The 25,451-nt window shown below is 38.3% G+C and carries 27 protein-coding genes and 1 pseudogene; 18 read left to right on the top strand and 10 right to left on the bottom strand.

Annotated elements, in window-relative coordinates; all coding sequences use genetic code 11:
* Window positions 1–98: 98 nt before the first annotated feature.
* The 3 genes from AC1PJP_RS10325 (at window position 99) to AC1PJP_RS10315 (ending at window position 3,636) form a co-directional block, all read left to right on the top strand.
* Window positions 99–530, top strand: a complete 432-nt coding sequence (locus AC1PJP_RS10325; RefSeq protein ID WP_479766926.1) for a pilin — start codon at window positions 99–101, stop codon at window positions 528–530.
* A 58-nt stretch (window positions 531–588) separates the two neighbouring features.
* On the top strand, window positions 589–1,902 hold the full coding sequence (locus AC1PJP_RS10320; protein ID WP_479766925.1) for an O-antigen ligase family protein: 1,314 nt from the start codon (window positions 589–591) through the stop codon (window positions 1,900–1,902).
* A gap of 105 nt (window positions 1,903–2,007) precedes the next feature.
* The gene (locus tag AC1PJP_RS10315; RefSeq protein WP_479766924.1) at window positions 2,008–3,636 is read left to right on the top strand and encodes a PglL family O-oligosaccharyltransferase; all 1,629 of its coding nucleotides are present in this window, start codon (window positions 2,008–2,010) and stop codon (window positions 3,634–3,636) included.
* 43 nt (window positions 3,637–3,679) lie between these two features.
* On the opposite strand, the gene bfr is transcribed toward AC1PJP_RS10315, so the two are convergent.
* The 7 genes and pseudogenes from bfr to gmk all read right to left on the bottom strand — a co-directional run bounded on the left by bfr (window position 3,680) and on the right by gmk (window position 8,627).
* Complete coding sequence (gene bfr, locus AC1PJP_RS10310) at window positions 3,680–4,144, bottom strand: heteropolymeric bacterioferritin subunit Bfr (RefSeq protein WP_000678123.1); 465 nt, start codon at window positions 4,142–4,144, stop codon at window positions 3,680–3,682.
* Window positions 4,145–4,389: 245 nt separating this feature from the next.
* Window positions 4,390–4,584 carry a bacterioferritin-associated ferredoxin gene (locus AC1PJP_RS10305; protein ID WP_004789790.1) on the bottom strand — a complete coding sequence of 65 codons (195 nt, stop codon included), beginning with the start codon at window positions 4,582–4,584 and terminating at the stop codon, window positions 4,390–4,392.
* 219 nt (window positions 4,585–4,803) lie between these two features.
* Window positions 4,804–5,187, bottom strand: coding sequence for a RidA family protein (locus AC1PJP_RS10300; protein ID WP_004789789.1), 384 nt, complete (start codon window positions 5,185–5,187; stop codon window positions 4,804–4,806).
* Window positions 5,188–5,331: 144 nt separating this feature from the next.
* On the bottom strand, window positions 5,332–7,437 hold the full coding sequence (locus AC1PJP_RS10295) for a RelA/SpoT family protein (RefSeq protein ID WP_005301002.1): 2,106 nt from the start codon (window positions 7,435–7,437) through the stop codon (window positions 5,332–5,334).
* 39 nt (window positions 7,438–7,476) lie between these two features.
* Window positions 7,477–7,566, bottom strand: a pseudogene (locus AC1PJP_RS10290) (hypothetical protein); the annotation flags it as partial.
* An 80-nt stretch (window positions 7,567–7,646) separates the two neighbouring features.
* A complete protein-coding gene (gene rpoZ, locus AC1PJP_RS10285; RefSeq protein ID WP_002116990.1) occupies window positions 7,647–7,925 on the bottom strand; it encodes a DNA-directed RNA polymerase subunit omega in 279 nt (92 codons plus the stop codon).
* Window positions 7,926–7,997: 72 nt separating this feature from the next.
* On the bottom strand, window positions 7,998–8,627 hold the full coding sequence (gene gmk / locus AC1PJP_RS10280; RefSeq protein WP_004789787.1) for a guanylate kinase: 630 nt from the start codon (window positions 8,625–8,627) through the stop codon (window positions 7,998–8,000).
* Window positions 8,628–8,749: 122 nt separating this feature from the next.
* Here gmk and ispH point away from each other — a divergent pair, with 122 nt between their 5' ends.
* From ispH to rplS, 12 genes are all read left to right on the top strand, one after another.
* Window positions 8,750–9,700, top strand: coding sequence for a 4-hydroxy-3-methylbut-2-enyl diphosphate reductase (gene ispH, locus AC1PJP_RS10275; RefSeq protein WP_144732820.1), 951 nt, complete (start codon window positions 8,750–8,752; stop codon window positions 9,698–9,700).
* Between the two features lie 170 nt (window positions 9,701–9,870).
* Window positions 9,871–10,344 (top strand): pilus assembly FimT family protein, encoded by a 474-nt coding sequence (locus tag AC1PJP_RS10270; RefSeq protein ID WP_479766923.1) that lies wholly within the window; start codon window positions 9,871–9,873, stop codon window positions 10,342–10,344.
* Window positions 10,338–10,898, top strand: coding sequence for a type IV pilus modification protein PilV (gene pilV / locus AC1PJP_RS10265; protein ID WP_479766922.1), 561 nt, complete (start codon window positions 10,338–10,340; stop codon window positions 10,896–10,898). The genes AC1PJP_RS10270 and pilV overlap by 7 nt, the downstream gene beginning before the upstream one ends.
* Window positions 10,898–11,902, top strand: a complete 1,005-nt coding sequence (locus tag AC1PJP_RS10260) for a PilW family protein (protein WP_479766921.1) — start codon at window positions 10,898–10,900, stop codon at window positions 11,900–11,902. Before pilV ends, AC1PJP_RS10260 begins: the two co-directional genes overlap by 1 nt.
* Window positions 11,899–12,708 (top strand): PilX N-terminal domain-containing pilus assembly protein, encoded by an 810-nt coding sequence (locus AC1PJP_RS10255; protein WP_005301018.1) that lies wholly within the window; start codon window positions 11,899–11,901, stop codon window positions 12,706–12,708. Before AC1PJP_RS10260 ends, AC1PJP_RS10255 begins: the two co-directional genes overlap by 4 nt.
* An 11-nt stretch (window positions 12,709–12,719) precedes the next feature.
* The gene (locus tag AC1PJP_RS10250; RefSeq protein WP_479766920.1) at window positions 12,720–16,574 is read left to right on the top strand and encodes a PilC/PilY family type IV pilus protein; all 3,855 of its coding nucleotides are present in this window, start codon (window positions 12,720–12,722) and stop codon (window positions 16,572–16,574) included.
* A gap of 10 nt (window positions 16,575–16,584) precedes the next feature.
* Entirely contained in the window at window positions 16,585–17,067 is a 483-nt protein-coding gene (locus tag AC1PJP_RS10245; RefSeq protein ID WP_005301024.1) for a type IV pilin protein, read from the top strand.
* Window positions 17,064–17,489, top strand: a complete 426-nt coding sequence (locus tag AC1PJP_RS10240; RefSeq protein ID WP_192834155.1) for a type IV pilin protein — start codon at window positions 17,064–17,066, stop codon at window positions 17,487–17,489. The genes AC1PJP_RS10245 and AC1PJP_RS10240 overlap by 4 nt, the downstream gene beginning before the upstream one ends.
* Before the next feature lie 147 nt (window positions 17,490–17,636).
* Entirely contained in the window at window positions 17,637–17,888 is a 252-nt protein-coding gene (gene rpsP / locus AC1PJP_RS10235) for a 30S ribosomal protein S16 (protein ID WP_000260334.1), read from the top strand.
* Between the two features lie 20 nt (window positions 17,889–17,908).
* Entirely contained in the window at window positions 17,909–18,457 is a 549-nt protein-coding gene (gene rimM / locus AC1PJP_RS10230) for a ribosome maturation factor RimM (RefSeq protein WP_005301030.1), read from the top strand.
* A 42-nt stretch (window positions 18,458–18,499) separates the two neighbouring features.
* Window positions 18,500–19,255 carry a tRNA (guanosine(37)-N1)-methyltransferase TrmD gene (gene trmD, locus AC1PJP_RS10225; RefSeq protein WP_005301033.1) on the top strand — a complete coding sequence of 252 codons (756 nt, stop codon included), beginning with the start codon at window positions 18,500–18,502 and terminating at the stop codon, window positions 19,253–19,255.
* A gap of 219 nt (window positions 19,256–19,474) precedes the next feature.
* Window positions 19,475–19,843, top strand: coding sequence for a 50S ribosomal protein L19 (rplS, locus tag AC1PJP_RS10220; protein WP_004789772.1), 369 nt, complete (start codon window positions 19,475–19,477; stop codon window positions 19,841–19,843).
* A 53-nt stretch (window positions 19,844–19,896) separates the two neighbouring features.
* On the opposite strand, the gene AC1PJP_RS10215 is transcribed toward rplS, so the two are convergent.
* Both AC1PJP_RS10215 and AC1PJP_RS10210 read right to left on the bottom strand, forming a co-directional pair.
* The gene (locus AC1PJP_RS10215) at window positions 19,897–20,838 is read right to left on the bottom strand and encodes a lipase family alpha/beta hydrolase (protein ID WP_479766943.1); all 942 of its coding nucleotides are present in this window, start codon (window positions 20,836–20,838) and stop codon (window positions 19,897–19,899) included.
* A 116-nt stretch (window positions 20,839–20,954) separates the two neighbouring features.
* Window positions 20,955–21,986 (bottom strand): lipase secretion chaperone, encoded by a 1,032-nt coding sequence (locus AC1PJP_RS10210; protein WP_479766919.1) that lies wholly within the window; start codon window positions 21,984–21,986, stop codon window positions 20,955–20,957.
* A gap of 153 nt (window positions 21,987–22,139) precedes the next feature.
* On the opposite strand from AC1PJP_RS10210, the gene truB reads away from it, so the two are divergent.
* From truB to AC1PJP_RS10195, 3 genes are all read left to right on the top strand, one after another.
* The gene (truB, locus tag AC1PJP_RS10205) at window positions 22,140–23,045 is read left to right on the top strand and encodes a tRNA pseudouridine(55) synthase TruB (protein WP_013196721.1); all 906 of its coding nucleotides are present in this window, start codon (window positions 22,140–22,142) and stop codon (window positions 23,043–23,045) included.
* Window positions 23,046–23,064: 19 nt separating this feature from the next.
* Window positions 23,065–23,841: a sulfite exporter TauE/SafE family protein gene (locus AC1PJP_RS10200; RefSeq protein ID WP_005301047.1), complete on the top strand. Its 777-nt coding sequence runs from the start codon at window positions 23,065–23,067 to the stop codon at window positions 23,839–23,841.
* Between the two features lie 210 nt (window positions 23,842–24,051).
* The gene (locus tag AC1PJP_RS10195) at window positions 24,052–24,495 is read left to right on the top strand and encodes a hemerythrin domain-containing protein (RefSeq protein WP_005301050.1); all 444 of its coding nucleotides are present in this window, start codon (window positions 24,052–24,054) and stop codon (window positions 24,493–24,495) included.
* A gap of 7 nt (window positions 24,496–24,502) precedes the next feature.
* On the opposite strand, the gene AC1PJP_RS10190 is transcribed toward AC1PJP_RS10195, so the two are convergent.
* Window positions 24,503–25,366, bottom strand: a complete 864-nt coding sequence (locus AC1PJP_RS10190; protein WP_479766918.1) for an EamA family transporter — start codon at window positions 25,364–25,366, stop codon at window positions 24,503–24,505.
* Between the last annotated feature and the right edge of the window lie 85 nt (window positions 25,367–25,451).

Here is a 25,451-nt window from a genome sequence, read left to right as displayed (position 1 = left end):
TTTATAAGTAAAATAAAAGTTGGCATGGTTGCTGCTATATAGTTGATAGCTGAAAAGGCTTATATAAAAACATACATACAATCTTTGGGGAAAAGGCTATGAATGCACAAAAAGGTTTTACATTAATTGAACTCATGATCGTGGTTGCGATTATCGGTATTTTAGCGGCAATTGCGATTCCGCAATACAGTAAATATCAAGCAAAATCTAAATTAACAGCAAGTTTAGCTGAAATATCAGCTGGTAAAACAGTTGCTGAAGAAAGAATTAATAATGGTGAAGCAGTTACATTAAATGATCTTGGGATAGCTGCTACAACATCGAACTGTGGTATTGCTGTGACAGGCTTTGCTGCTGGTAGTGGTGCAGGGAGTATTGCGTGTACAGTACAAAAAGCTCCTTCTCAAGTTACGGGTGCAATTATGACTTGGACAAGAAATGGGACAACTGGTATTTGGAGTTGTGTAACTACAGGTATTACAGATACGGATAATAAAGCACTTGCTCCTAAAGGATGTGCTGCCTCTTAATATTAAGATAAAGAAAAAGAGAGGTACTATCCTCTCTTTTTTATTGACGAAAATACATATGCTGAAAAACAATATACTATTTCTCTTAATATCAATTTATATTATTACAGCTTTATTGGGATATCAAATTGGTTGGTCTATTTTTCAATATGATGAGCTCCGCTTATTGCAGTTTCCATTAGTACTATGTGCTTTATTAATTTTAATTTTTGAAAAAAAAATAGAATATCCAATCTTTACTCAAATTACTTTTTTTCTTATTGGTGTATTAATAGCTACGCAGCTAACCAATTATAATATTTTCCAGTTTCAAGAGCTTTGGTCGGCGATAACGTTATTATTTATATTGTCTGCTTTAATATATGAGTTAAGGAATATAAAAAATATAGAACATGGCCTAGCATTAGTCGTCGTTTCAGCCTTTATTCCATGCTTATTTATTCTTATTTCTATTCTTAATTTTATTTTTTATCAACAATGGTTTGACTGGCAATTTAATTCTGGCACGATTCGAATTTATGATAGCGTTATAGTGCCTCTCTTCTTTTTTCTGATTTTTTTGAAAAATAAAAACTACCCTTACTTTCATTATTTTTATCCGATAGTTGTATTCTTTTTTACCTTAGCATGGTTGTTTGATGGCGCAAGGTCGGCGCTGTTGGCAGTAATGACAGGTTTATCCTTTTTGTTTATTTCTTCTAAGCAAAATCGAAATCCGATTTTACAAGCGATAGGGTGTATGTTATTAGCATTTCTGGTTTATAAAAGTACTATTCATTTCGCTAATAAAAATACAATGACCGTAATGAGAGCGGGAACATCCATGCGTGTAGAGATGTGGAGTTTTATTTTTGAGCAATGGAAAGAAACACCTTGGTTTGGAGTGGGCGGTGGTTATCTCTCAAAAATCCAATATAAATATGGCCATCACATGCATAACCTCTATTTTAGGTTGATTTTTGAATGGGGAATGGGTGGATGCATTTTTTTAGTTTGGATGATTTATCAACTTATTAGATTGTTCATAGATAAGAATGTTTTACCTATTGCAAAAGCTGGTGTTGTTGCAATTTTGGTTGATGCGATGTTCTCAGGGAGTATGGTTTATCCTGCTTCACAAATTGCTTGCATATTATTTGTCGGATTTGCTTTTTCTCAACGGCAGCATTCTAAGGAATATTTTAAATATTCTTACAGAGCTACAAAACTGCTAATTAGCTTATGGGGAGCTTTATTCTTATATATTACAATTATGTATTTAGGACAAGATTTAATATGCTGGGGGTGTGGTAGTTATACTGGGAGAATGGCACCAAACTTTTGGTTTTATGGCGCTGCCGAGCATTTGATACAAGCTTCACACATTCCTTAATTTTTTGAAGTAAATTTTATCAGAGCCTTTTCATTGAGACTTCATACATTCTTTTTTAGGCTTCCATGTATAATTCTTTCAAGTTTTAGCCTCTAATCTTTTACTATGCAAGTATTCTTCCTATTCCTCGCTGCAATCCTGTTAGGTTTTGCATGGTTGTCTCCATTTCACTATAGCCCTTGGGTTATGTTTTCGAGTGAAGTGAGTACTTTTGGGGCTGCATTATGCGTATTAGCCGCCCTAATTCAACAAAATATTAAAATTCCTAGAGCGCAACTATTGTTGCTGCCATTTACTTTAATTCCAATAGTGCAGTGGGGTTTTGGTTTAGTTTTTGATTTGAGCACAGCCTTATTGAGTTCATTTTACTTATTAGGTTTTTGGTTTATGGTCTTGGCTGGTTATAACCTGTCTTTAAATCAACAAAAGCGAGATCAAATCTTTTCTGGTTTTAGCCTACTTGTAATTATTGTATCGCTTATTACTAGTTTCATTGCAATTTGCCAATGGTTGAATATCGAGTCTCATATTCCTTATGTGCTTAAGTTGCTGGGTAATCGTCCTTACGGTAATTTTGGCCAACCTAATAATATGGCAACCTTTTTAATCATTGGATTATTAGGGTGTTTGTATTTATATGAAAAGAATAAAGTAACAATTTGGTTGTTACTGCCTTCAACGCTCATTATTTTATTTACGGTCGCATTGAGTCAGTCAAGAACTTCGTGGATAGTTTTTCCATTTTTACTCATCTATTGGGTGATCAAGCAGTTTAGAAAGCAAAAAAGATTTGGATTTGCTCAAGGCTTCTTGTGGTGCTTAGCATTTTTCTTAATTGCTGGATTCATCTTACCTTATATTACTCAATTCATTGAGTTCTCTACAAATACACAGATTACTGAAACAAGTACATTTGTTGCTCGTGCAGGTTCGGGGCATGAGCGTGTAGGTATGTGGATACAAATATTACATGCCATAGCACAGCAGCCATGGGCAGGGTATGGATGGAGTCAAACTAGTGTTGCTGTAGTAGATAGTATTCAATATGGAACTGTACATGTATGGTTTAATAGTGCTCATAATGTACTGCTTGATTTAATTGTTTGGAATGGTATTCCATTAGCAGCTGTAATTATTGCTTACTTTGCGTGTTGGTTCCTTTGGTTAAATCAACAGGCTAAAGAAACCATCTCAATTATAGCGATTATGATGGTGTGTGCGGTGTTTATTCATGCCATGTTCGAGTTTCCACAGCGCTATGCTTATTTCTTGCTTACTTGTGGTTTCTTGCTCGGTATTGTTCAGGCGCAGATTCCAGTACTCAAGGGAGTTGTACTTAATAAGCAACTTTTTCGCTTAATATGGATAATTAGTTTACTGCTTATTATTGCGATTTTACGTGATTACAATGTGTATGTTCTAAATAGTAATTTACTGTATAAGAATAAAAAGCCAAATGCAGAGTTCATGGGAAGCAGTAAAATTTTTGTTTTAACGCAGTTTGACGAGCGTTTAAAATGGATTGAACTTAATCCAAAAACTAAATTATCTGAAGCTGAGCTAGTCCAGTGGGGAAACTCGGTAAAGAATAAAGCAACTCCATATAATTTACGTAAAAATGCAAAATTGCTGGCTTATAATGGAAAACCAGAGCAAGCAGAACAGCAATTATTAATTTTAAAGCATCTCTATAAGCAAAAAATAACGCTACCAGAGTTATTAAAAGAAAAGTAATAAAAAACTCCCCTTATATTCAAGGGGATTTTTTCATGAGAAATTACATCTGACTCTGGATGTAATTTTCAATACCAACGCTGCCAATAAGGTCAATTTGGGTATCTAACCAGTCCCAATATTCTTCTTCTTTTTCTAAAATTTCTTGAACAAGATCACGAGTCACATAGTCTTGTTCTGTTTCAGCGAGTGCAACTGCTTTTTGAATCGCTTCTATATTTTCTTTCACTTTACGAATGTCACATTGCAGAACTTCTTCTGTATGTTGACCAATATAAAGTTTGCCTAGGTGCTGAAGATTAGGTAGACCTTCCAAGAATAAAATACGTTCAATAATTTTGTCTGCATGCTTCATTTGACGAATGGATTCTTTATATTCAGCAGAGCCAAGCTGCTCAATTCCCCAATCATTAAACATGCGTGAATGCAAAAAGTATTGATTAATTGCAGTTAAATGATGATACAGCACTTGGTTGAGCTGATTAATGACATCACGATTGCCTTTCATTGTAGCTACTCCAAAACAATTTCTGCCTTAATTCAATTAAGGCAATCTATAAAACCATTCTAGTGAACAAACACTGATATGGCGAGTAATTTATAGAACAGCAAATGAAAATCGCAATCAAAAACAACACAAGATTAGGAAAGGAGAGTTTCCAACCAAAAAAAACCGCTTGAATGAGGAACTATTACCGTTCCGCAAAAAGCGGTGGAGGAGCTAATAAATACTATTAAATTTTTATAAATCTTTTAGGCAGCTACAGAAATACGAGCAGCGATTTCTGCTAATTCTTCATTAATAATAGCACGTGCTTCTGGTGCACAGCGTCCACAGCAAGTACCAAGATCAAGCAAATCACGAATTTCGCGATAGCTTTCTGCGCCATTTTCAACAGCGTCTTTAATATCTTGATCGGTAATGCCACGACACAAGCAAACGTACATGGGAGTGATCCCCAAATATAAATGCGATAATTGATATTATTGATAATTATTATCGTTTGTCAATGAAATTCATTTAAAATCTCATTTATTATTATTGGGAATTTGGATAAAAAAATGCCACCTGAGTGGAAATCTGAGTTATGTTCAGATTTTATACAAAGGTGGTTCATGATTTAGAGTTAATAATTTAACAAAAAATATTCAATATATTTCTATATCTTATTGATTAATAACTACAATACCATCCATTTCAACTAAAGCACCTTTTGGTAAACTTGCTACACCAAGAGCTGCACGTGCAGGATAGGGTTGCGCAAAATATTCACCCATAATTTGGTTTACAAGTTGGAAGTTTGATAAATCAGTTAGAAAAATATTGAGCTTGGCAATGTCTGCTAGAGAACCGCCAGCAGCTTCACAAACTGCTTTTAAATTATCAAATACACGGCGAATTTGAGCTTCAATACCTTCTACAAGTTCCATACTGTATGGGTCTAAACCAATTTGCCCTGAAAGATATAATGTATTATCTACTAAAATGGCTTGAGAGTATGTGCCGATAGCAGCAGGGGCATTTTCAGTATGAATTACTTGGCGGGACATTTGGTTCTCCTTGATTAAATCTCATTTCATCATAATCGATGATCGCTTTGGACAAAAGTATCATCGATTTAATTGATTAAGTGGATTTGGAAAGTTTGATTTTGTTAAAGAAACATAAATCTGACCAATAGCCCTTGTAAAGACTTAGCTTACTTTTGAAATTTCCATCTGTGGATTAGGCGCATCTAAACGCTCAATACGTGGAAAACCATAATGCATACGTAAGTCACGGATGACTTTTGCAATATGTTTACGGTTATTCACCACAATATTAACAAAAGTTCTTTGCTCATTTGAGTGAACCATTTCTACCCCTGCATTATTTTTACGACATTGATAGATCAGGTCAGATACCTGCTCATCATTCATTGCCATTTCTATAGCGAGGTAGGCTGTAAAACGAACATCGTCTACATCATCTGCTTTCCATTGAAGCGGCATGATATTTTCAGGATGTAGATGTTGTTCATGTAGCAAATTATGGCAACGGATACGATGCACAATTAACCCACGACGTGTTAAATGCCCTTGAATTGGGTCACCCAAAACTGGATTACAGCAATGCGCATATTTAACGTCGATACCTTCAGTACTTTGAATGAGTCGATCTGAATTTTCCACTTGTGGATGCTTGTCATGAGCAAATAAGTGATTAGCTACAAGTTGAGGTAGTAGGTCGCCAACTGCAATTTGTTCAAACAATGTATTTTTATTATCGATGTGGCGCCATTGAAGTAAATCTAACCAGTCGGCTTCAGAGAGATCGTTAATCGAACGGTTAAAGAGTTTTAGTGCTCGAGAAAGTGCTTGTGCACCGACTAAACGTTGTTCTTCAATGTCTTGATCTTTAAGGACGTGTTGTAATGCACGGCGAGCTTTTTGCGTATTAATAAAACTTAACCAGTCTGGATTTGGTGTTGCTAAAACATCCGTAATAACTTCAATAACCTGACCACTGATTAATGGTGTCGATAGTGGTTTAATCTCGCCATCTACTTTTGCACCAACGGCATGGTTACCTAAAAATAAACTGGCTGAATAAGCAAAATCAACTACTGTAGCACCTTGTGGTAATTCGTGGAGCTGACCATGTGGAGTGTAAACCCAAATTTTTTCTTGGTGTAAGTAATCTAATAAATCATTGAAGGTCGTTTTTGCACATTCTCCATCGATGAGCGTATTCAGATTTTGCATTGAAGCCTGAATAGCTGAACGACAAGTTTGCGGTGCATTTTCACCAAGCACTACCCCAAAGCGAGCAGCTTTACGCATAAGCTCGGTTTGAATGGTAAGAGAGAGTGTGGTTTTTTCGCCTTTGAGCTTAATTAATAAAGACTGGTTGCCACCTGGTAGCGGGCGACGGATATGGTCTTGATATTGAATGACCTGAAAGTTTTCTCTTAAAGCATCAACTAGGCGGTCACAGTCGGCAATTGATTGTAAAACGATTTCAAAAGCATGGCTGTGCGTAAGCTCTTGTAGATCCATCTCATTTTTAACGAAATGGCGTAATAATTCGATATTGTTGTTTTTCTTTTTAATGCGGCCTTGAATATGATAATTATGAAGAAGTTCAGCGAGGTTTTGTTCCCAGATGCTTTGATATTTACATCGCTCTGGTTTGGTTAGACGTAGTGCATTTTGCACGTTATCAAACATATCAAGATCAAGATTTTGATAACAAAGATTTTCTAGATTATCACCCATTTCATTCATGCCGACTAATCTTGCCATTGGCACAAAGATATCAAGAGTTTCTTGAGCAATACGAGCGCGTTTATCTGGACGCAAAGCACCTAGAGTTGTCATATTATGATAGCGGTCGGCTAATTTAATAATAATGACACGTGGGTCCTGTAGGGTCGCTTGCAAGATTTTTCTAAATGAGGCGGCCTTGTTATATTCTTTATCACTGGATTGGCTAAGTTTGGTTACACCGTCAACCAGCTCGGCAACTGTCAGGCCAAATTTTTCAGTAATATCTTCTTTTGTATATTGAGTATCTTCAATAACATCATGCAAAAGAGCTGCCATTAAGGTTTCAGCATCTAAACGCATGTTCGCAAGAATACAGCTGACAGCAATTGGATGCAGAATGTAGGGTTCACCACTTTTACGTGTAATGCCAGTATGCGCTAGATCGGCAAAATCACAGGCAGCAAGCACTTTCTCGACTTCACTTACCGATAAGTAAGGGTCGATAATCAATTTAAGCTGTTGCTTGGCTTGGCTGACCTCTTCGCCTGGCATAAATCACCCTTTTTCCTAATACTGAAAAACTAAATCTATCTACTTCTTAATGAAAAGCATATTGCGGAACTTGTCAATTTTTTCATTTGAAAAAGTGTATTTTTTTTTCAATGAAAATAATTGCTTTTTTCAATATCTTTAAATTCAAGACAAAGCCAAATAAAAAACCACCGCAGAAAAACGATGGTTTTTTTATGAAACAGAATTAATTAGAAAGAAAAACCTTCTAAATTCAAGCTGTTTGTAGAAAGAGCAAGATCAAGACTAGAAGTTTGATAATCTTGTTCACGTTGCTTAAGAATTTCTTTCGTAACGTGCCCTGCCGCGATTTCGCGCAAAGAAACTACAGTCGGTTTGTCGTTATCCCATTCTACAGTTGGCTCCATGCCTTGACGTGCCAATTGACGAGCACGTTTACTTGCAACGAGCACAAGCTCAAAACGGTTGTCTACATGATCTAAACAATCTTCAACGGTGACGCGTGCCATAAAAGTTCTCGTTTTGGAATGGTGAATTTGAACAGACTAAACAGTATAAAAGGCTTTCGATCTAGACTCAAGTTATTCCTGTTTTGGTTGAGGAGTAATCAAGTCTTGAATTAATGTTTGATAACGTTTCGCTTGCTGAGATAGCACTAGACGGTTTGCTGTAATCACAGCTTCAATCTCATGTAAGGCTTTATTAAAGTCATCATTAATAATGATGTAATCAAAGTTCGTATAATGCTGCATATCTTCAACTGCACAGCTTAAACGATGTTCAATGACTTCAACTGAGTCTGTACCGCGATTAGATAAACGCTGACGAAGGTCAAACTGTGTTGGTGGTAAAATAAATATTTGCTTGGATTCAGGAAAAAGTTTGCGTACTTGCTCTGCACCTTGCCAATCAATTTCAAGTAGAACATCGTGTCCTTGAGCTAACTGTTGTTTTACAGTTGCTTGAGAAGTGCCATAGTAATTACCAAATACTTCAGCGTATTCAATAAAACCGTCATGGTTGACTTGGTCTAGAAATTCATCTTTTGTAGTGAAGTGATAGTGAACACCATCTAATTCACCGGGACGTTGACCTCGGGTAGTATGTGAGACTGAAACATGTAAATTGCTCACACGGTCAAGCAGGGCTTTCACCAAAGATGTTTTGCCCGTTCCTGATGCAGCAGAAACGACAAACAATAGACCCGACATGATATTTTTCCTGATATGATAAAATATCTTCGCTATTGTAGTGTACCGTGCGTTTAAACTGAATAGTTTTAATTGCAAATATTCAAGAGAAATTCCCCTGTTTTATTAATTTTGAGGCTGTTATGGAAATTGTGTTAGCTAATCCGCGTGGTTTTTGTGCCGGTGTTGATCGAGCCATAGCAATCGTCAATCGGGCTTTAGAATGTTTTAACCCTCCTATTTATGTGCGTCATGAGGTTGTACACAATAAATTTGTGGTAGATGACTTACGTCAAAGAGGGGCGGTTTTTGTTGATGAACTAGATCAGGTTCCGGATGACTCAATTGTAATTTTTAGTGCTCACGGTGTTTCAAAAGCTGTTCAGCAAGAAGCGGAGCGCCGAGGTTTAAAAGTATTTGATGCAACTTGTCCTTTAGTTACTAAAGTTCATATTGAAGTGACTAAATATGCGCGTGAAGGTACTGAAGCCATTTTAATTGGTCATGAAGGACATCCAGAAGTTGAAGGAACAATGGGTCAATATGATAAATTGAAGGGTGGTGACATTTATTTAGTTGAAGATGAAGCTGATGTTGCTGCGCTTGCAGTAAGACATCCTGAAAAACTTGCATTTGTAACTCAAACAACTTTATCTATTGATGATACGGCTAAAGTTATTGATGCTTTACGTGCAAAATTTCCTCAGATCCAAGGTCCGCGTAAAGATGATATTTGCTACGCCACTCAAAACAGACAAGATGCTGTACGTGACTTGGCGGAGCAGTGTGATGTGGTCTTAGTTGTTGGTTCACCTAACTCATCAAATTCAAATCGTTTACGTGAGCTTGCAGAGCGTATGGGCAAAGCTGCTTACCTTGTAGATAATGCTGACCAGTTAGAACAGTCATGGTTCAATGAAACTTGTAAAATTGGTGTGACAGCGGGTGCTTCAGCACCAGAAATTCTGATTAAGCAAGTTATTCAACGTTTACAAGATTGGGGCGCGCAAGCACCTAAAGAACTAGATGGACGTGAAGAGAACATAACCTTTAGTCTTCCTAAAGAATTACGTATTCATGTGACTCAAGCATAAAGTGTGACTTATTTAACATACTGATTTTAAAATAGTAAACAGATAATTGTTGATGTGACAGTTATCTGTTTTTTTATACCCTTCATCTGCTTTGTATTTGTTTTGTAAATCTAAACCGTAAAATTTAAATAATAAATAAAAAATTCTTAAGTTTATTTGGGGTTCTGGGGATGAGGGGAATTATTCCGCAAGAAGGGTTCACCTTGGTTGAGCTTATAGTGACGATTATAGTAATGACCATCATTGCGATGATGGCCGCACCGTCTATGTCGAATTTATTAGAAAGTAAACGACTAGATGAAAATCAACGAGACTTAATCAATACTTTGTCTGAATCAAAAAGCCAAGCAATACTTGGTCGACAAGATGTAACTATTAATCTGAATTCAACAGCTTCAAATACATCAACATCTTTTAATTGGAAAGCTGCAGCCAATAATACTCTTGAGCTCAAAAATATTGCTGCTAATGGTACGCAGAGTTCACTAACAGCGACGACGTTAACTTTTAATGCGAATGGAGTTGTAAGTAATATCACCCAAGACACACTTTTATCTATTTGTAATTCAAAAATAAATACAAAGAAAATTCTTATTTTAACAAAGCTTGGCACATTAATTTTTAAAGCTGAGGAGACATGCTAATGCTGGGTGGCAAACAAAAAACTCAAGCCGGGGTGGGTTTATTAGAAGTGTTAGTCGCCTTAATTTTACTTGCAATAGGCGTTTTAGGATATGTTGCCTTGCAGGTTCGGGCTATAGACGCCTCTTCAGAAGCACTAAGTAAATCTCAAGCTATTATGATTATGAGAGGGTTAGCGGAAAATATTCGCGTAAATAGTTCTCAAGCTAGTCAATATCCTGCATTTGTTCGTAGTTATAGCAATTACTCCTCTACAACCATAACTCCCACGTTGTGTTTTAATGCCACTTGTACGCCTTCTCAACTTGCTCAATTTGATGCATATCAAGCAGCAAAAAATGCTGATCAACTTGGCATGAAAATCACAATGACAAATTGCCCTGGGGTTACAAGCACAATGACCCAGCAGAGGCAGTGTTTGTTTATTTTCTGGGGGAAAACTTCTCCAGTAATTACAACAAATGGGGGAGTCACTACCGCGGATGTATCGAGTTGTATGAGTACCAATGGCGTTTATGCCAATAATTCAAATTGTTTAATGATGGAGGCATATTGATGGCTCACTCATTTTTTTCGGGGAAGCAACGAGGCTTTACATTAATTGAGCTTATGGTTGCATTGGTTTTAGGTCTGATTTTGGTGGCTGCAGCGACGCAATTATTTATTGGCGGACTCCTATCAAGTCACCTACAAAAAGCAAATGCTGAAATACAAGATAGCGGTATTTTCGGTCTGGAATATATTGCACGTGATATACGCCTTTTAAATTATGGAAATGTAATCAACCCGATATTAACTGATATCACCCCTTGGGGCGGTGTTGTATTAACTGGCTCAACAGCAACTAATAATGACAGTGTCAATTTTGTACCTAATGTTGGAACAAATACTTATATTGCTGATGCCTTATTAAGTCGTGGTGCTGGGGATAGCGTAAGTACTGTTAGCAACTATTGGAAAGGCCTTTCAAATATACAGAATAGTTCAGACGCCGCTGTGCAGAGTGATCAGCTGACGATTCAATTTATTGCTCCTAACTCTATGACCAATTGTGAGGGTGTGAATGTACTTGCAGGAGATTTAATTGTAGAGCGTTATTTCTTACGTCTTGATAGTAATGGTGGTTCTCAACAAGATTATGCACTTGCATGTGATGCAAATACTCCCTCTGCTGCAGCCGCGGCTGCTCAACCTACCACTATTACTGGCTTGGGTGACGCCGGCCAAATCGTATTACCGCGTATTGATCATTTTCATGTGTTATTTGGTGCAAAAAATGCGGCTGGCAATTTTGCTTACTATACGATTCCCCAGTATCGAGCTGCTGCACAGGCTGCGCGAGATGCCACACCATCTGTGATGGCACCGCGAATTCTTTCAATACAAATATCTGTACTAGCCCGTTCCACGAATAATGCTCAAAACAGAGCAATAGATCCTGCTCAGTCTTTTCTTATGTTAGATCAAACAGTGCATGCTTCTGATAATACAACTCGATTCTTACGCCGTGTTTATAACGTAACAATTGCTCTACGTAATGCGATGGGGGAAAGTCTATGACCCATTTAATTCATCAAAGTAAATCTAAAGAAAAAGGGGCAACCCTTATAGTTGTGCTTATTATTTTGTTGGTTGTTATTTCTGTAGGTGTTTTAGCAATAAGAGTGGCTATTGTTTCTTTAAAAGTTGCTACGAATAGCCAAGTTAACCAATTAAATTTTCAATCATCTGATACGCCCTTGGAACTCATTGTGCAGATGAATCCTAATACACTGACTAATATTACTAATGTGATTGGTGCAGCGCTCAAAGAGCATGAAAGTAATCCGGGTGCAGAATACAACTTTTGTTACAAGCCTGTTTCTACATCTACAAATTTTGCTCAGACTCGAGGCGCAAGTTTACTTCGGGCAGGGAGTGCTAATAATGCAGTCGTCGAAGATGGCGGGGTAGCGGGTTTTTGTGATTTAACAAGTGACTATGGAAGTAATCGTCAAGCAGTCGTTACCCAAGTTGCTGTCAGTATTCCAACAGATGCTCTTAATGATATTCCGGGTTCAAATTTACCGCGGGGAACAAATACCTCCGAAGGTACGCAACTACCTAAAAGTATGCTGTCTACTCAACGTATTCGAGTGATTACAACTGCTTTTCTACCTGCCTATGCATCCACCTCAATAGAGACTTTACAAAGTGATTGTTTAAGTACGAGTTCAGCAAAAATTAGTGACAATTTTGATACTACATTAACAGCGAAGCAAACCTTAGCAGAGTGTTTGGCAAATCATAACGTACCTTTTAGCACTCAAGTTCAAGAATTTAACTATACCAATAAGCTCACTCAAATTGCGGCACCAGGTTCATAGCGGGGAATATCGTGAAACTAAAATTGAATAATTTTAAGCCAAATAATTTATGGTATGCCATCTGTTCGAGCTCGGTTGCTTTTACATGGCTAGTGACAAGTTCCGTTGCGCAGGCCAGTGATTTACAGATTTATGCTTCACCTACAGCTGGTAAAAAAACTATTGTAATGATGTTAGATACTTCAGGGAGTATGACATCTAATAGTTATAACGAAAATCGTTTGGCTATGCTTAAAAATGGTATGAATGCTTTTTTAGCCAGCAATAATCCTGTTTTAAATGATACTCGTGTGGGTTTAGGTAATTTCTCTGCAAATGGTGATAGTCGAAGTGGGCAAATTTTGGTGGCTGCTGCTCCTTTAGGGGATGCAAGTACTTTAAATACGGTGGGGTCTCAGCGTTATAAATTAAAACAGGCAGTTGCAAATTTATCTGCTGGTGGGTCAACACCTTCGGCACATGCTTATGCAGAAGCTGCTGCTTATTTGATGGGTACATCGACTTATTCAGAGGCGAATTACCTTATTCGCAAAGATAGTTATATAAAACGTGTACGAAAATCTGATAATAGAACAGAATATACATATTGTACGAATTATCGCGATTCACAAATTGATACAGCAAATTTATGGCAACCTTGTCGCTCTAGTAGTTATTGGAGTAACTGGTCAACCTCTAATCCAGGTGTAGCCACGGCCACAGTCTATGATACTTCGTCTGATTCAAGCTATTCTTATACTTATTACTACACCACTTTTAATTATGCTATAGCAAACACTGATAGTGGTATTCCAAAATCAAAAACCAATGATACGACAAGCAATCCGAATATTGTTTTAGATAGAAATGCTTCTAACTTAAATGCCATTTACCAATCTCCTTTGCCGGCAGTGGCCAATCGTCAAAGTTGTGATGGGCAGGGCATTTACTTTTTATCAGATGGTGAGCCGAACAATACAACAGATACACGCTCGGCAACAGTAATGTCGACGGCCCTAGGTAGCACTCTGGGAGCAAATTTCAGTTGCTCTGGGGGACTTTCTAATACTTCATCAGATTCTGGTTGGGCTTGTATGGGGGAGTTTGCTAAACGACTATTTGATAAAACAAAAAACCCTGCTGGAGTTTCTATTCAAACAGCATTTGTTGGTTTTGGTAGTGATTTTTCTAGCTTGAGTTCGGAAGATGTGAAAAATGCCTGTCGTCTAAGTTCAAGAACCCAATCTAACCGTAAAAGTGATGATAATTGTTCACCTAATCAACCAAACAATGCAGTTGCCACGCCAGGATATGGAAACGGTGGTTTTTTCCCTACCCAAAGTGCTCAAGGGGTAACGAATAGCGTTATTGCGTTTATCAATAATTTAGATAAGGTCCCTTTAGAACCTTTAACAACAGGTGCAATTTCTGTTCCTTACGATGCTTTAAATCCTAAAAATTTACAAGAATATGGTTATTTACGTGCTTTGGAGCCTAACCCTGCCAATACGTATTTAACATGGAGAGGAAATCTAAAGAAATATCATGTTGTTTTATCAGGAACAAATGCTGGGGCTTTTGAAGCTAACACGGGTGGATTGGTTTACAACGCAAATGGTGCATTTAGAGCAGATACAAAAGATTACTGGAATAGCTCGAATTACAATGATGGCGGAAAAGTCTTTTTAGGTGGTTCGTATGCAAAAGTTCCTTTACCAATTGCTGGACAAAATGAAACACGTGATGAAGAAGGAAATATCACAAAATATTATTACGCAGTACAAACTAAAATCCGTAACTTATTTACTGATGTTTCCGCTGTTGCAGCGGATGGTAGCTTAACGAAAATATCGACTTCTGGAACTAATTTACTAAGAATTCCTGCTGCTCCTGCTACTGGAGCTAATCCTTTTGATAGCGCAAGTAATACAGCAAGTTATGTATTAGGAAAATTTGATGCCTCAACTGGACAAGATATTTTAAAAACTTTCCCTATTAGCTTGAAATTAAAAATATTAAATTATCTAGGTTACTCAACTGATATTAGCGCTACGACTTTACCTTCGTCATTAGTTACATCGAATGCACCATATTTATCGATGGGTGGTAGTATTCATTCTTTACCAGTACAGCTTACCTATAATGGAACATTAGATGAAAATGGGAATTTAACATCTGCGCGCGAACAATCCATTCTCTATGGAACGATGGAAGGTGGTCTGCATATTGTGGATGCCTCAACTGGTGTAGAACAAATGGCTTTCGTCCCTGCTGATATATTAAATGATCCAGTTGCATCAAAAGCTTTAGTTGTTGGGCAAAGTGATACTACAGCTCCTGCTCACGGTATGGATGGGGCTTGGGTATCTGATCCTGCATATAGTATTACTACAACGGGAAGCGGTAGCTCAGCAGTATCAAAAGTAACTGCAAAGCAAATGAATATTTATGGTGGCATGCGAATGGGGGGCAGCAGCTATTATGGCTTAAATGTCCTAAATCCTGCTTCACCTAAGCTTCTATTTAGAGTAGGAGCAGATCAAACTGATTATAGTCGTATGGGGCAGAGTTGGTCTAAACCTGTACTTGCAAATATACGTTATAACGGGGTTATTAAACGCGTCATGATTGTTGGTGGTGGCTATGACCAATGTTATGAAAACCCGAATATTACCTTGAGCAACTCTTGCTTTACGAATGGAAAAGCAAAAGGGAATGCTGTTTATATTATTGATGCTAAAACTGGGGAGCGCTTATGGTGGACTAGTGATACAGGCTCAAATATAGATAACTCTAATATGAAGCACAGTATTGTTAGTCGCATTAGTACTTTAGATCGAGATGCTGATGGTTTAGTCGACCATTTATATTTTGGCGATTTAGGTGGGCAAATTTTCCGTATCGATCTTAATAATAACCAGACAAAAACAAATTCAACTTATAGCAGTTTCGGTATTAGAGTTGTTCGATTAGCCAATTTAGCGACGAATGACTCAAATTATGATGCTTCGAACGATTATACGAATGGGAATGCACCACGGTTTTATGAACCGCCTACAGTCACTATACATGATTATGGTATCCGTACTTTTATTACTGTAGGTATTGCTTCAGGTGACCGCAGTACACCCTTAGATGTTTATCCACTTACGGGACGTGAGGGAATGTCACCTAGCTCGGCATTAAGCGGAAGACCTGTAAACAACGTCTATGGAATTATTGATAAAGACTTTATCAAAAAGAATTTGATGTCTTTAACTGATAGCCAACTTGAAACAAAAGATATTACTCGATCAGCTCTTAGAAAAAATCCACAAATTTTAAGATCTGGAGAAACACGAGTAGCCCAAATTTTCTTCCCAAACACTGGGACGGGGCAAGGTGGTTGGTATCGCTCACTTTCTAGTATGAGCGATGGCACAGAGAAAGCTAATAATAGTTTCCGTATTAAAGGTGGACTAAAAGCTTTTGAAGAGCCTATGGCCGTTACGGGGACTTTAATTGTGCCTGTTTATGACCCGCAGGGAACAGGTATTGTAGCGGCAGACCCATGTTTACCACGAGTAGTGGGGGAAACGGACCAGCAGACTTACTGCCTACCATTTGGCGCCTGTCTTAATTCTGATGGATCAATTGATCAGAATAAAGAGAATGGCAATGGATTTAAAACACAAACTGGTAGTAACTGCCCAGCAGGGGCCTCTGAATGTAATACAAACGTCATAGGTGCAGGTATTCGTAGCGTAACATTTGTACCAACGGAGGATAACCCACCTGCGACTAATAGTTGTGGGAAATTAAAGCTGTCTGGTAATGAGCAAGGAACTGGACAGTGGCAATGTACGAGTCATTTAGTTCCTACGCGTTGGTATGAGCGTTATCGTTAAGGGATGACTTATGAATAAGTACTACATTTTACGGTTCAATCAGGGTTTTACCTTGATTGAGCTCATGGTTGTCATTGTGATTGTCGCTATTTTTGCTTCGATTGCTATTCCTTCATATCAAAGTTATAGCCGTAGAGCGACGGCTTCTGCTGCCAAAGGTGAAATTCTAAAATTGGCAGAACAATTGGAACGGCATAAATCCAAGAACTTTACCTATAGAGGATTTACGACCACATCTGTAACGTTGCCACGGGGTGGTTATACGATTGCAATTAGTGATGATACGACGACAGGAAATTTATTGACGAATGGTGCTGCAAATGGGCAGACATGGGTCATTAAAGCGACAACTACAGATTCAAGAAACATTAACTTTATTGCAAAGAATTCAGGTTTGCGTTGCCAAAGTTTAACAGCTACGGCTGTTGATAATGACTGTGGTGGGACAGTCACTTGCAATGTATGTGAAACAAATAGTGAGAATTGGCAATGAAGAATGGTTTTACTTTAATAGAAATCATGATTGTAGTAGCGATAATTGCAATTTTAGCAGCTATAGCGACACCTTCATATTTGCAATATTTACGTAAAGGGCATCGTACAGCTGTTCAATCTGAAATGATGAATATTGCCCAAACATTAGAATCAGAAAAAATGGTTCACAATCATTACCCATCAAATGCAACCATTACTTCGATTTATGGCTCAAATGTAAGTCCTCAACAAGGCCAAGCCTTATATAACTTAGCTTTTGCCAACATAACTGATTCAAGCTGGGTGTTAACTGCTACGCCTATTGCTAATACTTCTCAAGCTGGTGATGGGATCATTTGTCTTAATGATCAAGGACAAAAATTTTGGGCAAAAGGCGCAGCGAATTGTGCGTTATCTGCCGCATCAAATTGGCTACAGTAATTTTAAATTCAAAACTGCGGATAACTCAAAAAATAATCTTTCTTTCAGGGCGAAAATCACGTAGAATGTCGCCCTCTATGAAAGGGGTTTGAAGTGTTGCCGATGGTCGGCGCAGGGATAATCCGTAAGAATTATAAGGCTTTTATCATGGTTGTTATTCGTTTAGCACGTGGCGGCGCAAAAAAACGTCCATTCTATCAAATCGTTGTGACTGACAGCCGCAATGCACGTGATGGTCGTTTCATCGAGCGTATCGGTTTCTTTAACCCGACTGCACAAGGTCAAGCAGAAAAACTTCGTTTAGACGCAGACCGTTTTGCTCACTGGGTTTCTCAAGGTGCTCAACCTTCTGAACGTGTTGCTTCTTTAGCTGCTCAAGCTAAAAAAGCTACTGCATAATTTTTTGTAGTAGGTAGCCCATGACATCAACACAGAATGTTCCCGAAGATCGTATTCAGATTGGACAGTTACGTTCAGCTTATGGATTGAATGGGTGGCTCTGGGTGTATTCAAATACAGAACCTATGAGCAACATGTTTGACTACCTGCCTTGGTACATTGAGACCAAGGCCGGTTGGCAAACAATAGATGTAAAACGTTGGAAACCACATGGCAAAGGCTTAGTTGTTGCTTTGAAAGGTGTGAGTGATCGCACTGGAGCAGAAAACTTGGTTGGCGCTAATATCTGGATTGCTAAGTCTCAACTGCCAAAAGCAGATGTAGATGAGTACTACTGGTCAGATTTAAAAGGCTTAACCGTGTTAGGTCTTGATGATGAAGAGCAGGAAGTAAACTTAGGTAAAATTCATGAATTGTTTGAAACTGGAGCTAATGATGTGATGGTGGTACATGCTACCCCAGACAGCGTTGATTCAGAAGAACGCATGATTCCTTGGCATAAAGATGTAGTACAACGTGTTGATCTTGAAGCTGGTCGTATTTACGTCAATTGGGGCGTAGATTATTAATCCTTTTAGGATTAATACAGCAGGAAAATAGAGGAGTCTGTGATGTTTTTTGCAGTCATTACGCTTTTTCCTGAAATGTTTGAAGCGATTACAGCCTACGGCATCAGCGGACGTGCGGCAAAACGAGATATCGTACAAGTTACTTGTATTAACCCTCGTGATTTTGCTGAGGGAAACTACAGAAGAGTGGATGAACGTCCATTTGGTGGTGGCCCTGGGATGGTGATGATGGCTGAGCCTTTGGCGAAAGCAATTGCGCATGCCAAACAGCTTGCCTCACAAGCAGGACATGTTCATGTTCCTGTGGTGTACATGTCTCCACAAGGCAAAACTTTAAATGAACAGGCAGTACAGCAGTTTGTTGATTACGACGGCTTAATTGTACTGTGTGGACGTTATGAGGGAGTGGATGAGCGTTTGATCCAGCATTATGTTGATCAGGAATGGTCAATTGGTGATTACGTTTTATCAGGTGGTGAACTGCCCGCTATGGTGTTACTTGACAGTATTATTCGCCGTTTGCCGAATGTAATGTCAGATGAACAATCAGCAGTACAAGATTCTTTTGTTGATGGTCTTTTAGATTGTCCACAATATACAAAGCCAGACCATTTTGAAGGGTTGGATGTACCGGAAGTTTTAAAATCTGGACATCACGGCAATATCGAAAAATGGCGCTTTTTGCAGCGTTATCAACGAACTTTAGAACGTCGACCAGAGTTGACCGAGAAAGTTGAGTTGAATAAGCAGCAGAAAAAATGGCTAAAAGATGCGCAAGAGAGCGGTGGTAATTCTTAACCATTATTCTCAGGAACGGAAGTTCTGCAAAAATACGAGAAGCAATGCTTCGAGTTAAAGCATGATTCTATTTAATGAATAGTTTTATGTATATTCTAAGGCTCTTTATAGACATTTTGTCGTAAAGGGAAAGATAAACGGGTTGATATGCGCTTTAGCCTCTATCCCCAGCGGAATTTCAGACCTCTTCTGACTCCGCACATATTGGAGATTCCCACAATGAGTGGTAAACATCCTTTAGTTCAAGCTGTTGAAAATGCACAGTTAAAATCTGATATCCCTGCTTTTGCTCCTGGTGACACTGTTATTGTCCAAGTTAAAGTAAAAGAAGGTGAGCGTGAACGTCTTCAGGCATTTGAAGGTGTTGTAATCGCTAAGAAAAACCGTGGTTTGAACTCTGCGTTCACAGTACGTAAAATTTCTAGCGGTGTTGGTGTTGAGCGTGTATTCCAAACTCACTCACCAGTTGTTGCTAAAATCGAAGTGAAACGTCGTGGTGACGTTCGTCGTGCTAAACTTTACTACCTCCGTGACTTGTCTGGTAAAGCTGCACGTATTCGTGAAAAATTACCAGCTCGTAAAGCGTAAGCTTATCGCGAGTAAAAAAATGCGCCTTTTGGCGCATTTTTTGTTTTAAAAAATTACAGTCCTTGAAGTTTCAAACGGTTTGCATGTTGACGGTAAACCGAGACCGGATCTGATGCAAAGATAGAACGTATTCCAAGTACTTGGTTCACTTCATCTAAATGATTCCAGTTGTAATCATCACGAATTGTTTTACCAAATTTGGCACTGCATCGAGAAACAAGTCCATCATTATCACCAAATGGATCGACCACTAAGCTACTGCCCGTAAGAGCAATATCAAATGGATCTAATGGATTGGTTAAGGCTTTATTTCCAGAGAAAGAATACATATAAATGCCTTTCTCTTGATATGCTCCCTCGCCACAAGAAGTGGTTGGTATACCCATAGGGAATTGAGTATTAAACTGAGCTGAACCTTGAGTCGATAAGCTATGGGCGCCTGCTAAAGAGTCATGCGGATAGCTAGTCGGGTCTAGACCTCCTGCCCAAGTAATCGCTGCTGAAAACCAATTTACTAACGTTGCCAGTCCAGACAGAGGAGTACCCTCAACGTTCAGAATGACATCTGCCATTGGTGATCCCTTATGAGGCGCACCAATTGTGGTAAGTGAGGCAACTTTTTCTGGCATGATACCGGCCACATAGCGAATTGTTGGACCCCCATGGCTATGACCGATTAAGTTGACTTTAGATTTACCAGTAATGGCAATAATCTCTTCTACTTGCTGGGCAAGTTGTTCTCCACGCACTTCTGTTGAGTTAAATGGTGAGACCCTTGTAGCCCAGACATTTCCTCCATTGCGGGCAAGATCAGGAAGAATTTGGTACCAGTAATCGAGACCAAGCGTATCTGTTCCAATTCTATTAAAACCCGCCATACCATGATTAAAAACCATTGGATATTTTGTCTGCGCGTAAGATGAATAAACGAACGAGCTTTTAACTTGTTCAGCATTTGTTGCATGGGCCGCTGAAATACTCAGTCCTGAGAGCATTGCAGCGTAGAAAAACATTAACTTCCTTTTCATTTTTTACTCACTATTTTTATTTTGTATGAAAAGCAGCTTCTTACTGCTAGTGAATGTTTAGCCAGTTCCCAAAAAGGAAAGGCTTAGTAATTAAATGGCAGCTCACCTCCCTGATCATGGACCGTTTCAAAAGTTCGAAGTCTTAGTTGTTCTTGTGATGAATTGAATTGTTGTTGGCGTAACTGTTGAATAGCTTGATTTTTGGCGCTATCACTCATGTTACTTTTAATGATTTCATCTCGACCATCGAGATAACTTATGACCCTTTGTTGCCAAGCATTCCGCTCTGTATCTAAAGTTTCTAATCGTTGAGTCGCTTCGACTCCAACAAGTGCTGTACGCATCTGTCGAAGTTCTTCTGCTGAACCCTTACGAGCTTTAATTTGTTTGGTCAGGGTATGTAAATCATCAAGTTTAGAAAGTTCTTGCAGGTTTTGTTGCCAGTCTTCTGGAAGTTCTTCAAAACGTTCTTTAAGTTTTCGTGCTTTTTCAATTTCGCTTAGAGAAGAGTCTTCAAGTATCTGCATTCGATCTAGCGTATAGTTCTGATAGATATCTTCGCTCGAGAAAAGGCCTTCAATTTCAGAAGTCGAAAAGAAACGCTTTCTTATATCTTGAATTGAATTAAAGATCTTTTGAAAATAATTTTTATCTTGTTGTTTTGCAGAAGGTGTTTGGATTTGAGCAAGCTGTTCACGATATTTTAAATAGCGGGCCCATAAATCCATAATTTGTGAGCGGGCTGGCTCTAAATATTGTCCTTGAATGAATTTCCCAAAGTGATTTTTGATCTGTTCTAAATCGTTTTCGCCATATTGAGTAATAAAATATTCAAAGCAGTCGCGCGTTTGACTATTAACGACCAAATGTTGAGAACTATCAGTTTTTAACTGGCAGTTAACTTCGGTGTCTTGCTGACTTTTACTATGGTAAGCATCTTCATTTAACGATGAATGATCTGTGGGTTGAGCTGATGCTAAATTTTGAGCTGTATTTTCACTGACTTGGGCTGATGTGTTTTTTGAGTCAGGACTTAACCAATAGACACATGCAATGAGGCTCAAAATAAAAAATCCGAGCACGCACCACAATACCTTCTTCTGCATTCCGTGCATAAAGATATCTTCCTTAAGTTTTAATTTGTTGTTTTTTTACTCGATCATTAATGTGCCATAAAATAAGTGAAAAGGCACCTAAATATTGTGAAAATATCTTGTCGAATTTGCTAACATGTCGGCACTTTTTTCTAGCTTTGTGTTCCAGTAAAAATGACGACAAAAAATCAAAAAATTTCTCGTCGCCATATCAGTGGTGTATTTCTATTAAATAAACCATTAGGGCTCAGCTCAAATGCGGCTTTGCAAAAAGTGCGTTGGTTATATCGCGCCCAAAAAGCAGGTCATACTGGAGCTTTAGACCCATTGGCGACAGGTTTGCTCCCGATTTGTTTGGGAGAGGCTACCAAGTTCTCACATTATTTGCTGGACTCAACAAAGCGCTACCAAACTACTGTTCGCTTGGGGCAAACCACGACGACAGGTGATGTGGAAGGGGAGATTCTACAAGAACGCTCCGTTCCTGTTCTCAACCAAGAGCTTATTGAACAAACCTTAGAAAAATTTAGAGGTGATATTCAACAAGTTCCGCCGATGTATTCGGCTTTGAAAAAAGAAGGCAGACCATTATATGAGCTTGCCCGAAAAGGTATTGAAATTGAGCGTGAAGCCCGCCCAGTCACAATTTATGCTTTAGAGCTCATTGAATTTACCGAAAATAGTATCACTCTGGACGTCACTTGTTCTAAAGGAACATACATTCGTGTATTAGGTGAAGATATTGGTGAAGCACTTGGTTGTGGTGGGCATTTAACGATGCTAAACCGGACTCAAACAGGACATTTTGAGCTTATTCCGAGTTATACCATTGAATATCTGGAAAGCTTAACTGAAGAGCAAAGAGAAGCATTGTTACTACCAGTGTATGCGCCAATTGACCATTTCCTAAAAATTCAGGTGCCTGAAGGGCGTGAAAAATATTTTTGCAACGGTTTAGAAAGCAATATTGAGCATTCTGCAGAAGCAGAAGTTTTGGTTTTTTCGGGTGAGCGTTGTTTAGGCTTAGCTGAGATTACCGATAAAAAACGGTTGGTACCTAAGCGTATCTTAAATTTGTAGTAGATGTAGAGTATAGAGCATGGGCATGGAATGGGACGTTATCCTAAGTTTGATCTTTTTTGCGTTTACTGCGGGAGCAATTGATGCTGCTGTAGGTGGCGGTGGACTCATCCAGATTCCCGGGATCATGAGCACTTTTCCTAACATGTCGACTGCTACGGTAATTGGTACCAATAAAGTCTCATCCATTTTTGGTACTGCATCGGCTGCTTATACATTTGCTAAAAAAGTAAAATTGCAGTGGAAGCTTTTAGCAGTTATTGCCATTTGTGCTCTGATTAGCTCTTTTGCTGGGGCAGCTTGTCTATCGCTTATTCCTCAATCGGTATTACGTCCTTTCGTGTTCGTGATGTTGATTGTGATTGCCGTTTATACGCTAGTTAAAAAGAACTTCGGGCAGGTTCACACTGAGCAAAAAATTACCAATAAAATGCTGATTTTAGCTGCTATAGGTAGTTTGGCGATTGGTTTTTATGACGGTATTTTTGGGCCAGGTACAGGTAGTTTCTTTATTTTCTTCTTTATCCGTTTTTTACAAGTTGATTTCTTGCATGCTTCAGCTTTGTCAAAAATCGGTAACTTTATGACGAACTTAGCTGCTTTGAGTTTCCTCATTCCGACAGGTCACGCTATTTTGCATATCGGTTTAATGATGGCCGTTGCAAACGTGCTTGGTTCTGTTGTTGGGGTACGTACCGCGCTTAAATACGGTAGTGGATTTGTTCGTATTATCTTTTTAATTTTAGTGAGTATTCTGATTTGCCGTTTGGGCTATCAAATGTTTGTTACGGGTTAAATAAGATTAAAAGTATGAGCTGTCTCTAAAATGCAGTTCATACTTTTATGTATCATTTAAAATTAGAAATATAAAAATCATTACAGAAGTTTACTGGAAAGAAAACTGTGTAAAAAATAGTCTCATTTTAAGCTACTTAGACATTATAAATTTCAACGTATGATAAACCTTGAAATAAAAAAGATTTTTTAGCTAAAAATGAGGAAGAGAATGAATATTTTCGAAGCATTAAGAGAAAGCCATGAAAATCAACGTAACCTTTCTGAACAACTTATTCAGACACATGGTTTAACCGAAGAAAGAAAAGAACTATTTGATGCATTAAAAAATGAACTTTATGCCCATTCAGTTGCTGAAGACCGTTATCTCTATATTCCTTTAATGTTTGATGATGTCGGTTTAGATATTACGAGACATGCTTTATCTGAGCATCACGAAATGGATGAGTTGGTTGAGCAGCTCGAAAAAACTGATATGAGTAGCCCAAGTTGGTTGGCAACTGCCAGACAGTTGAGTGAAAAAGTTCATCATCATTTAAAAGAAGAAGAGCATAAATTTTTTCAACAGGCGGGAAAAATTCTTAAAGATAGTGAAAAAGAAACGCTGGGTAATAAATATTTAAAGGAATATAAAAAGTATAAAAAGCAGCAATAGTATTTAACTATGCTACTTTTTTAGTACTTCTTAAAGTTACCCCAATCGATGCCAACATTACACAACCTAAAGCCACCCATTGCAGCATGCTGATTTCTTCGTGAAGTAATAAGAAACCCGTTAATGCTGCCAATGCTGGTGCTAAACTTGTTAGGGTGCCGTAAGTTAATTTAGTAAGTTGTTTGAGTGCCATTAAATCAAGTGCATATGGAATAGCCGTCGCTAAAATAGCAATAAGTAATGCTTTACCCCAATACTGTGTTTCAAGTAATGCAGGAGCATTATGCCAGATGCTAATCGGTAGTAAGGTTAGAGCAGATAATCCAATTCCAATGGTTAAAGCATGCATCCCTATATTTTGGGTCACAACTTTCTGACCAAAATAAATATAGAATGCCCAGCAAAATCCAGCGCCTAGCGCGCAGGCAGCACCGATATAGGAAAAGTGGTGTTGTGTTGGGTCTTGCCAAGGCACCATCAATGCAATACCTAACATCGCAAATGCCACCCAAATATAGTCACTCTTTTGTTTAATGGAAAGTAGAGCTAGTCCTAAAGGACCAATGAACTCTAAGCCCACGGCAATTCCTTGAGGTAACTTCCCAAGTGACGTATAGAATAAAATATTCATGAGACCCAAAGATGCGCAGTACATCAATAAATCACGCCATTTTAAATAGGGTAAGCGTGACCAGATTTTCCATGAACGGAACATGATCGCGACAATAACCGTTGCAAAACTCAGCCTTAAAACTGTAACGGTAAGAGGGTCTAATATTGAAATGAGTTGCTTAGCAAATGAAGCACTGATTTGATATGAGACCATCGACAGAATCATATATAGCACAGCAATAATGGGAAGATTCTGCATGGAAATACTCTAGGGACTCATCTAATATTATTTAAAACTAACAAGGGTTAATTATAGCGAATGCCATGTTTTAACTCGTGGTTTT

The sequence above is a fragment of the Acinetobacter sp. V116_7 genome (assembly GCF_056735735.1).
This window is presented reverse-complemented; position numbering and strand designations above follow the sequence as displayed.

What these genes read in the sequence shown, in the direction of transcription:
- trmD (WP_005301033.1), top strand. Translation starts at nt 18,500, where the DNA reads ATGTTTTTTGCAGTCATTACGCTTTTTCCTGAAATGTTTGAAGCGATT.
- AC1PJP_RS10300 (WP_004789789.1), bottom strand. Translation starts at nt 5,187, where the DNA reads ATGTCCCGCCAAGTAATTCATACTGAAAATGCCCCTGCTGCTATCGGC.
- rpoZ (WP_002116990.1), bottom strand. Translation starts at nt 7,925, where the DNA reads ATGGCACGCGTCACCGTTGAAGATTGTTTAGATCATGTAGACAACCGT.
- AC1PJP_RS10215 (WP_479766943.1), bottom strand. Translation starts at nt 20,838, where the DNA reads ATGCTCTCAGGACTGAGTATTTCAGCGGCCCATGCAACAAATGCTGAA.
- AC1PJP_RS10320 (WP_479766925.1), top strand. Translation starts at nt 589, where the DNA reads ATGCTGAAAAACAATATACTATTTCTCTTAATATCAATTTATATTATT.
- gmk (WP_004789787.1), bottom strand. Translation starts at nt 8,627, where the DNA reads ATGTCGGGTCTATTGTTTGTCGTTTCTGCTGCATCAGGAACGGGCAAA.
- rimM (WP_005301030.1), top strand. Translation starts at nt 17,909, where the DNA reads ATGACATCAACACAGAATGTTCCCGAAGATCGTATTCAGATTGGACAG.
- pilV (WP_479766922.1), top strand. Translation starts at nt 10,338, where the DNA reads ATGCTAATGCTGGGTGGCAAACAAAAAACTCAAGCCGGGGTGGGTTTA.
- truB (WP_013196721.1), top strand. Translation starts at nt 22,140, where the DNA reads ATGACGACAAAAAATCAAAAAATTTCTCGTCGCCATATCAGTGGTGTA.
- AC1PJP_RS10260 (WP_479766921.1), top strand. Translation starts at nt 10,898, where the DNA reads ATGGCTCACTCATTTTTTTCGGGGAAGCAACGAGGCTTTACATTAATT.
- rplS (WP_004789772.1), top strand. Translation starts at nt 19,475, where the DNA reads ATGAGTGGTAAACATCCTTTAGTTCAAGCTGTTGAAAATGCACAGTTA.
- AC1PJP_RS10195 (WP_005301050.1), top strand. Translation starts at nt 24,052, where the DNA reads ATGAATATTTTCGAAGCATTAAGAGAAAGCCATGAAAATCAACGTAAC.
- AC1PJP_RS10325 (WP_479766926.1), top strand. Translation starts at nt 99, where the DNA reads ATGAATGCACAAAAAGGTTTTACATTAATTGAACTCATGATCGTGGTT.
- bfr (WP_000678123.1), bottom strand. Translation starts at nt 4,144, where the DNA reads ATGAAAGGCAATCGTGATGTCATTAATCAGCTCAACCAAGTGCTGTAT.
- ispH (WP_144732820.1), top strand. Translation starts at nt 8,750, where the DNA reads ATGGAAATTGTGTTAGCTAATCCGCGTGGTTTTTGTGCCGGTGTTGAT.
- AC1PJP_RS10270 (WP_479766923.1), top strand. Translation starts at nt 9,871, where the DNA reads ATGAGGGGAATTATTCCGCAAGAAGGGTTCACCTTGGTTGAGCTTATA.
- AC1PJP_RS10200 (WP_005301047.1), top strand. Translation starts at nt 23,065, where the DNA reads ATGGGCATGGAATGGGACGTTATCCTAAGTTTGATCTTTTTTGCGTTT.
- AC1PJP_RS10190 (WP_479766918.1), bottom strand. Translation starts at nt 25,366, where the DNA reads ATGCAGAATCTTCCCATTATTGCTGTGCTATATATGATTCTGTCGATG.
- AC1PJP_RS10305 (WP_004789790.1), bottom strand. Translation starts at nt 4,584, where the DNA reads ATGTACGTTTGCTTGTGTCGTGGCATTACCGATCAAGATATTAAAGAC.
- AC1PJP_RS10245 (WP_005301024.1), top strand. Translation starts at nt 16,585, where the DNA reads ATGAATAAGTACTACATTTTACGGTTCAATCAGGGTTTTACCTTGATT.
- AC1PJP_RS10315 (WP_479766924.1), top strand. Translation starts at nt 2,008, where the DNA reads ATGCAAGTATTCTTCCTATTCCTCGCTGCAATCCTGTTAGGTTTTGCA.
- rpsP (WP_000260334.1), top strand. Translation starts at nt 17,637, where the DNA reads ATGGTTGTTATTCGTTTAGCACGTGGCGGCGCAAAAAAACGTCCATTC.
- AC1PJP_RS10240 (WP_192834155.1), top strand. Translation starts at nt 17,064, where the DNA reads ATGAAGAATGGTTTTACTTTAATAGAAATCATGATTGTAGTAGCGATA.
- AC1PJP_RS10210 (WP_479766919.1), bottom strand. Translation starts at nt 21,986, where the DNA reads ATGCACGGAATGCAGAAGAAGGTATTGTGGTGCGTGCTCGGATTTTTT.
- AC1PJP_RS10255 (WP_005301018.1), top strand. Translation starts at nt 11,899, where the DNA reads ATGACCCATTTAATTCATCAAAGTAAATCTAAAGAAAAAGGGGCAACC.
- AC1PJP_RS10295 (WP_005301002.1), bottom strand. Translation starts at nt 7,437, where the DNA reads ATGCCAGGCGAAGAGGTCAGCCAAGCCAAGCAACAGCTTAAATTGATT.